12 protein-coding genes are annotated in these 12188 nt (G+C 45.7%); 11 read left to right on the top strand and 1 reads right to left on the bottom strand.

Annotation, left to right across the window (positions count from 1 at the left end):
* Nucleotides 1-240 precede the first annotated feature (240 nt).
* The 5 genes from ACTNB3_RS09155 to ACTNB3_RS09135 all read left to right on the top strand — a co-directional run bounded on the left by ACTNB3_RS09155 (nucleotide 241) and on the right by ACTNB3_RS09135 (nucleotide 7451).
* Nucleotides 241-621: a diacylglycerol kinase family protein gene (locus ACTNB3_RS09155; protein WP_427808738.1), complete on the top strand. Its 381-nt coding sequence runs from the start codon at nucleotides 241-243 to the stop codon at nucleotides 619-621.
* 36 nt (nucleotides 622-657) lie between these two features.
* Nucleotides 658-1059, top strand: a complete 402-nt coding sequence (locus ACTNB3_RS09150; RefSeq protein ID WP_427808737.1) for a hypothetical protein — start codon at nucleotides 658-660, stop codon at nucleotides 1057-1059.
* Nucleotides 1052-2644, top strand: coding sequence for an ABC1 kinase family protein (locus ACTNB3_RS09145; RefSeq protein ID WP_441025180.1), 1593 nt, complete (start codon nucleotides 1052-1054; stop codon nucleotides 2642-2644). Before ACTNB3_RS09150 ends, ACTNB3_RS09145 begins: the two co-directional genes overlap by 8 nt.
* Nucleotides 2645-2874: 230 nt before the next feature.
* Nucleotides 2875-4959: an efflux RND transporter permease subunit gene (locus ACTNB3_RS09140; protein ID WP_441025178.1), complete on the top strand. Its 2085-nt coding sequence runs from the start codon at nucleotides 2875-2877 to the stop codon at nucleotides 4957-4959.
* Between the two features lie 5 nt (nucleotides 4960-4964).
* Nucleotides 4965-7451, top strand: coding sequence for a hypothetical protein (locus tag ACTNB3_RS09135; protein WP_441025176.1), 2487 nt, complete (start codon nucleotides 4965-4967; stop codon nucleotides 7449-7451).
* Between the two features lie 96 nt (nucleotides 7452-7547).
* Here ACTNB3_RS09135 and ACTNB3_RS09130 read toward each other — a convergent pair whose 3' ends face one another.
* Nucleotides 7548-7784, bottom strand: a complete 237-nt coding sequence (locus tag ACTNB3_RS09130; RefSeq protein WP_427820796.1) for a hypothetical protein — start codon at nucleotides 7782-7784, stop codon at nucleotides 7548-7550.
* A gap of 218 nt (nucleotides 7785-8002) precedes the next feature.
* Here ACTNB3_RS09130 and ACTNB3_RS09125 point away from each other — a divergent pair, with 218 nt between their 5' ends.
* From ACTNB3_RS09125 to ACTNB3_RS09100, 6 genes are all read left to right on the top strand, one after another.
* A complete protein-coding gene (locus ACTNB3_RS09125; RefSeq protein ID WP_441025174.1) occupies nucleotides 8003-8815 on the top strand; it encodes an MBL fold metallo-hydrolase in 813 nt (270 codons plus the stop codon).
* Nucleotides 8816-8869: 54 nt separating this feature from the next.
* Nucleotides 8870-9877: an ADP-ribosylglycohydrolase family protein gene (locus ACTNB3_RS09120; protein ID WP_441025183.1), complete on the top strand. Its 1008-nt coding sequence runs from the start codon at nucleotides 8870-8872 to the stop codon at nucleotides 9875-9877.
* A 68-nt stretch (nucleotides 9878-9945) separates the two neighbouring features.
* A complete protein-coding gene (locus tag ACTNB3_RS09115) occupies nucleotides 9946-10068 on the top strand; it encodes a hypothetical protein (protein WP_427820795.1) in 123 nt (40 codons plus the stop codon).
* A 191-nt stretch (nucleotides 10069-10259) separates the two neighbouring features.
* Nucleotides 10260-10679, top strand: a complete 420-nt coding sequence (locus tag ACTNB3_RS09110) for a DUF3658 domain-containing protein (RefSeq protein WP_427820794.1) — start codon at nucleotides 10260-10262, stop codon at nucleotides 10677-10679.
* A gap of 33 nt (nucleotides 10680-10712) precedes the next feature.
* A complete protein-coding gene (locus ACTNB3_RS09105) occupies nucleotides 10713-10871 on the top strand; it encodes a hypothetical protein (RefSeq protein ID WP_427820793.1) in 159 nt (52 codons plus the stop codon).
* A 14-nt stretch (nucleotides 10872-10885) separates the two neighbouring features.
* Nucleotides 10886-12133, top strand: coding sequence for an AGE family epimerase/isomerase (locus tag ACTNB3_RS09100; protein ID WP_427808728.1), 1248 nt, complete (start codon nucleotides 10886-10888; stop codon nucleotides 12131-12133).
* Nucleotides 12134-12188: the final 55 nt, after the last annotated feature.

Here is a 12188-nt window from a genome sequence, read left to right as displayed (position 1 = left end):
AAGAACCGCGGGGCACGCGGGGATAGCTTATTGATACTTAGCCCTATCGGGTTATTGAGTAAGAAGCCCCTACTTCAAAGCTTTAGGGCTTAAGTAGTGGGAGCATGTCACATTGCTATGCACTCGGCAGAAAAAGAATACAAAAATCAGAAGCTGTTTTGTAAAAAATGGTCAAAAATACTGGTCAGTATATATAAAGTTTGTTACAATAGTAACAGAATGTGAGGCAAGGTGATGTAAATGACCGTTAAGAAGAAAGATCCGCTGAAGAAAAGCTTTGGATATGCATTTGAGGGAATCATGACTTGCATAAAGAAAGAGCGGAATATGAAAATCCACTGTGTTTTTACGGCGCTGGTAGTTCTGGCCGGAATCATTCTGGGAATTTCGGCGACAGAGTGGTGTATCTGCCTGACGCTGTTTGGTCTTGTTATGGCACTGGAGCTGGTCAACACTTCGGTGGAGGCAGTGGTTGATCTGGTTACAGAGGAGAGGAAGCCACTGGCAAAGATTGCGAAGGATACGGCGGCGGGCGCTGTTCTGATTGCGGCGATCATGGCTGCGATTGCAGGAGGGATTATTTTTGTGCCGAAGGGACTTGCGTTTCTTGGCATCATTTAACATAGCCGGTGAGGACGGCGGGAAAGGAGAAAAAAGATGGGAAAATTAGGAGAAGGATTAAAGAAGGTTATGCTTGCAGGAGTAGGCGGAGCAGCGATCACTGCTGAGAAATCTGTTGAGATTCTGGATGAGCTGGCTAAAAAGGGCGAGGAAACCGTAGAGCGCGGCAAAGTGATGAATCAGGAGCTTAAGTATAATCTTAAGAAGACGGTGAAGGAAAATATGAATGTTTCGGTGAAGGCTTCGACACCGGAGGAGCTGGATGAGCTTCTTGAAAAGATGACACCGGAGCAGTTGGCACAGCTGAAGGAACGGATCCAGATTATGGAAGGAGACGAGAAGGAAGAAGCGTGTCAGGAGGAAGCATGTGAGTGCGAAAAAGATACTCCGGAAGAGCCGCAGGAGACGAAAGAAGAGTGCGGAGAACTGAATGAATAGCGAAAGCCGGAATTCGGAGTCAGGCGGATACGGCTCCAGATTAAAAGAGATGACGGCGGTTCTGAAAAAACATGGAATCACCAGAGGAGTTACACCGGAGAAACTACGGCTGATTCTGGAAGACCTGGGACCGACTTACATCAAACTGGGACAGATTATGTCACTGCATTCGGACATTCTTCCGAAAAAGTATTGTGAGGAACTGATCCATTTACACTCGGAAGTGACACCGATGCCTTTTGAACAGGTGAAAGAGGTCATTGAAGAAGCTTATGGCTTCGGATGGGACGAAGTATTTGCGGACATAGAAGAGGAGCCGCTTGGTTCGGCTTCCATTGCGCAGGTACACAGGGCGGTTTTAAAAAGCGGAGAGCAGGTGGTCGTGAAGGTCCAGCGTAAGGGAATCTACGAGATCATGGCAAGAGATATCGGCCTTCTGCACAAAGCAGTGAAGCTGGTGCCGTCGGCAACGTTGAAAGATATGGTGGATCTGGATATGGTGCTGGACGAGCTGTGGATGGTCGCGCAGGAAGAGATGAATTTCCTTGCGGAGGCGGCCAATATGGAGGAGTTCGCGAAAAAGAATCAGGAAATTGTATTCGTGGAGACGCCACGGCTCTATCGTGAGTACACGACGTCGCATGTTCTGGTAATGGAATATATTGATGGATTTGCCGTTGATGATAAGAAAAACCTGCTTGAAAATGGGTATGATCTGAATGAAATTGGGACGAAACTGGTGGATCATTACATCAAACAGGTCATGGAAGACGGATATTTTCATGCCGACCCGCATCCGGGCAACGTTCGGATCCGAAAGGGCAAGATCGTCTGGATCGATATGGGCATGATGGGACGACTCACGGAAAGGGACCGGGAACTGATCGGAAATGCAATTCGGGGCGTTGCTTTCAACGATATCGGAATGATTCAGGAAGCAGTACTGGCACTTGGAGATTTCCGGGGGAAACCGGATCAGAGCCAGCTTTACGACGATATTACGAATCTGATGGCGAAGTACGGAACGGCTGAGATGGGCGAAATCGATGTGGCAGAATTGATGCAGGAGTTGATGGAGGTCATGAAGGAGAATCGGATTTCCATGCCTCATGGACTTACAATGCTTGCGAGAGGACTTACCAATATGGAAGGAGTCCTGGCAGAGATCTGCCCGGAGCTCAATATGGTAGAAATTGCGGCGGCGCGTATCAAGGGCAGTTTCTTCGAGAGCGACAGGTGGAAAAAAGAGTTAAAATCAGATGGAAAGCGACTGTATCGCTCACTGAATAAAGCATTTGATATTCCATCTCTGTTGGCGGATATCCTGCAGGGGCATATGAAGGGGCAGACCAAAGTCAATCTGGAACTCCATGTGTCGAAAGATCTGGCATGGCTGCTTCGGAGACTGATCAGAAATATTGTTATGGGACTTTGGGTGATGGCACTTTTGATCAGTTCCAGTATTATCTGTACGACGGATATGCGGCCGAAATTGTGGGGGATCCCGGCAGTCGGAGTTCTGGGATATCTGCTGGCATTTGTAATTGTGATGTATATATTTATTAAGCATTTTATTTCGAAGTGACCGGGTGACAAGTTCATAGTCAAGTAGCAGAAGAGGACGGGGCCATAGTCACAACCAAAAAGCGGAGCTCAGGATTGAGTTCCTTTTTTGGTTGAGTAACTATGGCCACGTCCTCTCGGTTACCCTCCTCAAAAATGACCATTTTTCAATTTTTTATAAAATATTAATTGACTATTGGTCATTTTGTGCTATATTATATGTTGCATTTGAAAAAAGAGGAGATGAATTCAATGATTAAGGTGGGCAAATGGATTGCAAAGCATCGGGTTTTGATGCTTTTGATCGGTTTTCTGCTGGTTATCCCGTCGGTGATCGGGATAGCGAACACAAGAGTAAATTATGATCTGTTAAGTTACCTTCCGGAGCATCTGGAGACGGTGAAAGGCCAGGACATTATGGTGGATGAATACGGCATGGGTGCATTCTCCATGGTCGTGGTTGAGAATATGAAGATGAAGGATATACAGGCACTGGAAGATAAGTTCAGTGAAGTGCCGCATGTCAAAGATGTGCTCTGGTACGATGATGTGGCGGATATCAGTCTTCCTGTGGAAATGATTCCGAAGGATCTGCGAGAAGCCTTTTTTAAAGGGAATGCAACGATGATGCTGGTGCTTTTTGACGATACGACATCATCGGACAATTCAATGGAAGCGGTAGAGGAAATGCGTAAGATCGCAGATGAGCAATGCTTCATCAGTGGGATGACAGGTGTCGTCGCGGATATTAAAAATCTTGCACTGAAAGAACTTCCAATCTATGTGGTGATTGCAGCGCTCTTAAGCCTTCTGGTTCTGGAGCTGACGTCCGGATCTTTCGTGGTTCCGGTTCTATTTCTGATCAGTATCGGGCTCGCGATTCTCTACAATCTGGGAAGTAATATTTTCCTGGGAGAGACTTCTTATATTACGAAGGCGCTGACGGCTGTGCTGCAGCTTGGAGTTACGATGGACTATTCAATCTTCCTTCTGAATAGTTATGAAGAGAATAAGAGACGTTTCCCGGGAGAGAAAGAACGGGCCATGGGTCATGCGATCGCCAATACGTTCAAATCCGTAGCAGGAAGTTCGGTAACAACGATTGCCGGATTTATCGCTCTTTGCGTCATGACATTTGCACTCGGAAGAGATCTTGGAATCGTTATGGCGAAGGGCGTTCTGATTGGAGTGATCTGTTGTGTTACGATCCTTCCGTCGCTGGTTTTGGTATTTGATAAAGCGATCGAGAAGACACAGCACCGGCATTTGCTGAACAATATGGATCGGCCTTCCACATTTATCACAAAACATTATAAGGCGTGGATCCTCATTTTCCTGGTTCTTTTGTTCCCGGCAATTTACGGAAACAATCATACGGAGATTTATTATAATATTGCAGAGTCCCTTCCGGACACGCTGGACAGTAATGTTGCAAATGCAACGCTGAAAGAGGATTTTGACATGAGCAACATTCACATGGTGCTGATGGATAAGAATATGGACAGTTTGGATAAACAGAAGATGTTTGACCAGATCGATCAGGTGGAAGGGGTGAAATGGACGATCAGTAAGAATTCATTGATCGGGCCGTCTGTGCCGGATTCTATGATACCGAGTGATATTAAGAGTATGCTGCAGAGCGACGACTATGAGATCGCTTTTATCTGTTCTGAGTATGAGTCGGCGACGGATCAGGTAAATGAACAGATCGCGCAGATCGATCAAATTGTGAAATTGTATGATACAACCGGAATGGTTATCGGAGAGGCACCGCTTATGAAGGACCTTCAGGATGTCACCGATACCGATCTGATTCGGGTAAATGCGCTCTCGATCATTGCGATATTTATCATCATCATGATCGTGTTCAAATCCATTTCCCTTCCAATCATTCTGGTGGCCGTTATCGAATTTGCCATCATGGTAAATATGGCAATCCCGTATTATCAGGGAATGAGCCTCCCATTTGTGGCGAGTATCGTGATCGGTGCTATTCAGCTGGGTGCGACTGTGGATTATGCAATCCTGATGACGACCCGTTACCAGAAAGAGCGGCAGCGTGGCAAGGATAAAATGGAGGCAATCAGCATTGCACACAAAATCAGTATGCCGTCTATTATCAGCAGCGGACTGAGTTTCTTTGCGGCAACGTTCGGAGTGGCATGCTACTCTCAGGTAGAAATGATCGGTTCCATCTGTACGCTGCTCGCGCGGGGGGCCATTATCAGTATGATCGTAGTCATTCTGGTACTTCCGGCCATGTTTATGATATTTGACAAAGTAATATGCAAGACTTCCATCGGATTTCTTGGTAAAAATAAAGCAGAAAGGGCGTAGAAATCATGAATAGAAACAGTAAAATCAAACGGAAACTTACAGCTTCTCTCGCAGTGGGAATGTCGGTGATGATGAGTGCAGTTCCGGTTCTTGCGGCAGATCAGGAAGTAGTATATAAAGATGAGACAGTGTATGTAAATACGGATGCATTGGGGAATACGGATGCGATTACGGTATCCAACTGGCTGAAAAATTCCGGAAGCATTTCCGGAAATCTGACCGATCAAAGTACCCTGCAGAATATCAAAAACATTAAAGGAGAAGAGACGTTTCAGGAGGGAAATGGTAAGCTGGTATGGAATACGGACGGAAAAGATATTTACTATCAGGGAACGACCGATCAGGAGCTTCCGGTTTCTGTAAAGCTTACGTATTATCTGGACGGAAAAGAAATAAAGCCCGATGAGCTGAAGGGAAAGAGCGGACATCTGACGATTCAGGTGGATTATGAGAATCGTGAGAAAAAAACGGTGGATGTGGATGGAACGAAAGAAGAGGTCTATACACCGTTTGTTATGATGACAGGAATGATCCTTTCAAATGATACGTTTAACAACGTCACGATCGATAACGGGAAAATTATTTCCGATGGAAACAGGAGCATTGTTCTGGGGTTTGGAATGCCTGGCTTAAGGGAGAGTCTGGATCTGGATGAGAAGAAGGATGCAGGGGCGCAGCTTACCATACCGGAAAGCCTGAAGATTGAAGCAGATGTTACTGATTTTTCGATGTCTGCTACATTTACCATAGCACTTTCTGATCTTCTGGATGATATGGATCTGAACGATATCGCAGACTTCGATGAGCTGCAGGATTCTCTGGATGAGCTGGAAGATGCGGCGTTGGAACTGGTCAGCGGGTCCGGAGCGCTTTCGGATGGAGCCACATCGCTTGCGGATGGTGTAAATAGTTATACAGAAGGTGCCGATGAACTGAACGATGCGATTCAGATGTATCTTGGCAAAAACGGAACGTTAAGCGGCAGTGTGACCGAGTATGTGGACGGAGTCAATAAGGTGGCCAAGGGAGTACAGGATTACACAGACGGAGCCAATGCGCTGGCTGACGGCGTGACCTCCTATGTGACAGGAGAGCAGCAGCTTGCAGCCGGAGCAGCCCAGCTTACGGAACTTGGCAGCGGACTGCAGATGGTACAGTCTGCGATTCAAAAATTGAGTCTTGCGACGGATGGAGAAGGGGACTCGGCAGAGGATATCAAAGCCGCGGCCAAAGAACTGGCGGCTGGAACGGCTGCACTGAAAGAAGCTCTTGGAACGAAAGAAGTTCAGATGCTTCTGGGAACGGTAGATTCTATGGTGAAGACCGGGAATGAAATGATTGATGCGACAGGACAAATGGAGTCGGAACTGAAGGAAGGTGTTGCGGCTCCGGTGCAGAACATCGCAGTCACGCTGCAGCAGATGCAGAGCCGGCTGGCAACGATCAATCAGCAGCTTGCCGGCCTTCAGAGAGAATGCCAGAAAGAGGCAGACAGCCTGAATCAAAAGATCAATGCCTATAATCAGACGGTCAATCAGGCAAAGAAGGCGGCAGCAGACAGTAAAAGTCAGATGAATGCTTCGATTCAGACACTACAAGAGCAGCTAAATCGTACAACAGATGAAACTGCGAGAGCAGAACTGGAAGCTTCGATTCAGGCGTTACAGAAAGCTCAGAATGCGGCAGATGGAATCAATCAGCTTTCCACAATGGAAAAAGCCAGCATAGAAATCCCGACCATTGATACAACTGCATTCCAGGGATGGCTTGTTTCCCTTTCAGAAAACATGAAGACGTTTTCTGATACGGCTGAAAATCTGAAGGTACAGCTTGCAGAAATGGGAGAGAGATTGAGCGAGATCCAGAAGGTAAAAGAAAGTCTTCCATCTGATTCTATCCAGGAACTGACGACAAAGATCGACATGCTGGATGGCGGAATGCAGAGACTGAATGCTGCGATCGGAGGAGAAGGCGGATTATCCGAAAGTCTTGCTTCGTTAAATGCGGCGACAGCAGAACAGTTCCCGAAAGCAATCAGCGGTATCCATGCATTGAATGATGGATTTGAAACACTTGGCGAGTACAATGCTTCTCTCCTCGAAGGGGCAGCGAAGCTGAAAGCCGGAAGTGAGTCACTGGTTACTGGCATCGGTACCTTACAGAGTGGAACCAATCAGCTTGCAAGCGGCCTGAATACACTTGGCACACAGATGTCAGCAGGATCAGCAAAACTCATATCAAACAGTGAGGCTCTTCGGAGCGGGGCATCTGAGCTTCAGTCAGGAGCAGCCGAGCTGGCAGAGGGAATGCGCAAGTTTGACAGAGAAGGTACCAGTAAGCTGAAGAATACCGTGGAAGAGGAACTTGGCGATATCCTTGACAGACTGGATGCGTTGATGTCGGATGACTGTGCATATCAGACATTCAGCGGAAAAGACAGCTCGATGGACGGAAATGTAAAATTCGTGATCGAGACGGAGGCAATAGAATAGGACAGTATATTCTGTTGTGAAGAAATACCGGGTACACAGCCCCGCCATGGCGGCTGTGTACCCGGTATTTTCGCTGTATTTTTAATCTGATGTGGATTACTTTTGTGATTTGGCCAATTCTGATTCTAAAAGTGCAATGGATTTTTTGAGGGAATCAATGGTATCAAAAGCTTCTTCCAGTTTTTGGGTTGCCGTATTGAACTCTTGTATTGTGGCATCGCGTTCCTGCTTTGCAACATCACGTTCCAGCTTCATTTCATTCAGCTCTCTTTTCGCACGTTCCAGCTCCTTTAGTTGTCCGAATTCAGTCAAATGATCCCCGGTGAGTGCCATACAGCTCCATTTGTGAATACACCGATTATCCATAACGGATAAAAGAAGTGGAAGTCTCAGAATGAAACTTCCGAAGTAGAAGGGTTATAGTATAGTGTTATGGAAAATGCAACAGTTGTGTTCCATGAAAAGAGTATATAGAAATATGTACACTGTTTTTTTTCCTGGTTTTTTGGTACAATATTTTCAAATTCGAAAGGTAATAAGGTGTTATTATTATGAAAGCGACTGTGTTAGTTGATAATATTTCATGTAATGAACTGGCCGGTGAGTGGGGATTAAGTATCTACATTGAATACGGAGATAAGAAGATCTTGCTGGATACCGGCGCGTCAGAACTTTTTCTGGAAAATGCTGAGAAAATGGGAGTATCCATAAAAGAGGTTGACTATGCCGTACTTTCGCACGCGCACTATGATCACTCGAATGGGATGAAAGCATTTTTTGAAAATAATGATAAATCAAAATTTTATCTGCAAGAAGGGGCAGCCGAAAACTGTTATTTCAAAAAATGGATTTTCCACAAATATATTGGTCTGCCCAGGAATATCCTGACTGACTATAAAGACAGAATTGTATATGTGAAGGAAGATTATGAGCTTTGTAAAGGGGTATATCTGATTCCCCATAAGACAGAGGGACTGAGACAGCTTGGTAAAAGGGAAAAGATGTATCAGAAGAAGCCGGATGGATGGCAGCCGGATGATTTTTCACATGAACAGAGTCTTGTGTTTGACACGGATAAGGGGCTGGTGATCTTTAACAGCTGTTCTCATGGCGGGGCTGCAAATATCATCCGTGAGGTAGCGGATACATTTGCCGGAAAGAAGGTGTATGGCCTGATCGGAGGATTTCATTTGTACAATAAATCCGAAGAGGAAATACGGACCTTAGCTGGGAAAATAAAAAAAACCGGTATTGCCTATGTATGCACGGGTCACTGCACGAAAGATAAAGCTTACGGAATTCTCAAAGAGGAACTTGGCGGGATGCTGCATCAGCTGCATGTGAATCTAATCATGGAATTCTGAGTCCATTGATGAATGTACAGGAAGAACGAAAGGAAATAGATGGATAAGAAAGAGTTGAGAAATAAAGTGGCAGGAGCTTTATATGGGATGGCTCTTGGTGATGCTATGGGAATGCCGGCAGAATTATGGGGACGAAAAAAGGCCCGGGATTTCTTTGGGAAAAAGATTGAAGGATTGATGGATGGTCCTGCGGAAAATGAAGTGGCGTGCAACTATAAAAGAGGTCAGTTTACAGATGACACGGCACAGGCATTGGTGATTTTGGATTCTATTGCTGCTACAGGATATGTGCCGGATGCCAGGGATATTGCGGTGCGGATGATCGCCTGGGCAGAGAAAGAGAATGCCTGGGAGAAGAATATTCTTGGACCCACATCGAAGGCGGCACTTTCTAATTTCCGGGATGGAATTAAGGATACTACCATTACGGACGGAGCGCTTTCAAATGGGAGTGCAATGAGGATTCCTCCCGTTGGCTGCCTCTTCTTACCGGAAAGAAAGCAGGAAATTGTGGACTATGTTTACGGTGTATCGAGAGCTACGCACACCAGCGATGTGACGATTGCCGGTGCTTCCATGATTGCGGTAGGTGTCAGTTCAGCGATTGTGAATGATGATTTTGAAAAGGTAATCGGTGATATTCTGGCAATTGAGGAACTCGGATATAAAAAAGGATGCGAGACATTCAGCGCAAGGCTGAAAGAACGGACGAAAATCGCACTGGAAATTGCAGGACAGGAATACGAAGATGAGGAGCAGTTTGCAAAGCGGATCTATGATGTGATCGGAACCGGTGTGGGAATCATCGAATCCGTACCCGCGGCGATTGCAGCCGCATATTATGCGCAGGATCCGAACCGGTGCTCCCTGTTGTGTGCCAATATGGGTGGGGATACAGATACCATCGGCGCAATGGCGACTGCAATCTGCGGTGCATTTACCGGAGCAGATGCGATTAAGAAAGAATATATAAAAGTACTAAAGGAACAGAACGATGTAGATTTTGAATATTATATTGAAATTTTGTTGAAGGGAAGGGGATGTTTGTCTTGGGGACATTGATTTGTCCCCAGTAAAGGATAATGAATAGCAATGAAATAAAATGGGACAAACTTTTGCGGATTCATACTATGGGAAGAGATGATTCGAATGCGGATCAGTATCGCTACCCATATGAACCTACGCCTTATTCAGTATTGGAGCGGCTGGCAAATACCGGACTGATCCGAAAGGGAAATACGCTTTTGGATTAAGGATGTGGAAAGGGGCGTGTGGACTTTTTCCTTTCCTATCAGACACGATGCCGGTCTATAGGTATTGAATACGACGAACGAATTTATAGGAAGGCAATGGAGAACAAAGAAACGTCCCTATAGGAGGTATGATATGATAGAAATTGTATTCAGCGAAAGTGCGGAGGGTTCCCTCAAGGTGGCGCAAAGCTATGGGAGAGGGAAATATCCCGGTGGAGCTTTCAGCGGAAGAGTGGAATCGGTATCTTCCTCTGCAGCAGAAGGCCACGGACATTTTTGTAAAAATGTGTGCGGAAGAATGGATAGAGTTGAAGGAAGAGAATGCTCCGCTGCGAGCTGTGATTAACGGAAGGTTAATGAGCGTTGCGGAAACGTTATATGACAGATATATTGAGCTGGAAATTACAAAAGCACCGCAGGAATTTTATGAGGCGAGAGTGATCGGGGATGTCATGGGTAAATACCGGCTTGCGATCAGTGATGTCTGGATACATGGGCGAATCGAGCAGATGATGGAAGCCGGAATGCTGGAGGTGGCAGAAGAGGCCGGACCGGATATGCCGGTATACAGAAGGAAACTCAGGAAAAGAAAGCAAAATCAGGAGGAATAGAGATGGAGTAAAGAACAGAAATTTTGGAAGAGCATGGCGCTCGCCATCATTCCGATATGCATGTTTTTGTTAAGTGGGATTACGTTAAGACATGTGCTTCTGGTCGTGAGTGCCGTTGTATTTGGAATCGGGCATATCTACAATATTGACAGAAAAAGTATTGATGATATAACGATGGCAGATTGCTATTAAGGAGAAATAAAGTAATGGAAAAAAAGTATCAAATTGACACAGTGGAAAACAAAAAGTTTATGAACGAAATCCGAGATAATCTGTTTGATTTTGGATATCGTTTTCCGTCTCCTGAGGGGAGTGCATATTATTTAGGGGATGACGGAACTCCGTGGAAGGAGCGAAACAGGGAAACATGGATTACCTGCCGTATGGCACATGTTTACAGTTTGGGGACCTTACTTGGACATGCGGGGAGTGAAGCATTGGTCGATGAAGCACTTCGGGGAATTCGCGGTGAACTCCATGATGTGAAAAACGGGGGATGGTATGCAGGGGTTACTGCGGATGGAATAGCTCTGCCCAGTAAGCAGTGTTATGCACATGCATTTGTCATTCTCGCCGCGACATCTGGAATTCTTGCCGGGCGGGCCGGAGCAGAAGAATTGTTGGATGAGGCATTGAAACTCTACGATCTAAGGTTCTGGAATGAAGAGGAAGGGCTTTCCTGTGATACGTGGAATACAGAATTTACAGTTTTAGATAATTATCGGGGATTAAATGCCAATATGCATACGGTGGAAGCGTTCCTGGCGGTAGCGGATGCAGTGGGAAAAGAAGAATATCGAGCGAGAGCAGGACGTATTATTGATCATGTTATCAGCTGGGCGTCTGTAAATAACTGGAGGATACCGGAACATTTTACAAAAGAATGGGAAGCAGATCTGGAGTGCAATAAGGAACAGCCGGCAGATCAGTTTAAACCATATGGGGCGACACCGGGGCATGGAATTGAATGGGCAAGACTGATTACACAGTGGGCACTTTCTACATACAAAAATGACAGAGAGTCCGCATGGACATATATAGAGGCGGCAGAAAAGCTGTTTCACCGGGCTGTTCAGGATGCGTGGAATGCGGATGGGGCACTCGGAATCGTTTATACGACAGACTGGAATGGAGAACCGGTAGTACATGACAGAATGCACTGGACGCTGGCAGAAGCAATCAATACATCTGCAGTGCTTTATCATGTGACGAAAAAGCAGGAATATGCCAAGAAGTATGCAGAATTTATGCAGTATCTGGATGAGGACGTGTTGGATCATGTGAACGGATCGTGGTTCCATCAGATGGATCGGAACAATAAGGTGATTGGTACAGTATGGCCGGGAAAATCCGATCTTTATCATGCGGTACAGGCAACATTGATTCCATATTATGTACCGGATGTGTCTATTGCACAGGCGGTGAAAAAATCTTTAGAGTTAAGCGAACTATAGAAAAAATGGAAGTAATCAGGGAAAGCGAACTGATGATTACTTCCATTTTCCATTC

It is taken from the genome of Bariatricus sp. HCP28S3_D3 (assembly GCF_052065755.1).
In the GTDB taxonomy this organism is placed as follows: domain Bacteria; phylum Bacillota; class Clostridia; order Lachnospirales; family Lachnospiraceae; genus Allocoprococcus.
This window is presented reverse-complemented; position numbering and strand designations above follow the sequence as displayed.

Bases quoted from the DNA above. Each gene is read 5' to 3' on its own strand.
- ACTNB3_RS09100 (WP_427808728.1), top strand. From the start codon at position 10,886: ATGGAAAAAAAGTATCAAATTGACACAGTGGAAAACAAAAAGTTTATG.
- ACTNB3_RS09115 (WP_427820795.1), top strand. From the start codon at position 9,946: ATGGGAAGAGATGATTCGAATGCGGATCAGTATCGCTACCCATATGAA.
- ACTNB3_RS09125 (WP_441025174.1), top strand. From the start codon at position 8,003: ATGAAAGCGACTGTGTTAGTTGATAATATTTCATGTAATGAACTGGCC.
- ACTNB3_RS09135 (WP_441025176.1), top strand. From the start codon at position 4,965: ATGAATAGAAACAGTAAAATCAAACGGAAACTTACAGCTTCTCTCGCA.
- ACTNB3_RS09155 (WP_427808738.1), top strand. From the start codon at position 241: ATGACCGTTAAGAAGAAAGATCCGCTGAAGAAAAGCTTTGGATATGCA.
- ACTNB3_RS09145 (WP_441025180.1), top strand. From the start codon at position 1,052: ATGAATAGCGAAAGCCGGAATTCGGAGTCAGGCGGATACGGCTCCAGA.
- ACTNB3_RS09130 (WP_427820796.1), bottom strand. From the start codon at position 7,784: ATGGCACTCACCGGGGATCATTTGACTGAATTCGGACAACTAAAGGAG.
- ACTNB3_RS09150 (WP_427808737.1), top strand. From the start codon at position 658: ATGGGAAAATTAGGAGAAGGATTAAAGAAGGTTATGCTTGCAGGAGTA.
- ACTNB3_RS09105 (WP_427820793.1), top strand. From the start codon at position 10,713: ATGGCGCTCGCCATCATTCCGATATGCATGTTTTTGTTAAGTGGGATT.
- ACTNB3_RS09140 (WP_441025178.1), top strand. From the start codon at position 2,875: ATGATTAAGGTGGGCAAATGGATTGCAAAGCATCGGGTTTTGATGCTT.
- ACTNB3_RS09110 (WP_427820794.1), top strand. From the start codon at position 10,260: ATGGGAGAGGGAAATATCCCGGTGGAGCTTTCAGCGGAAGAGTGGAAT.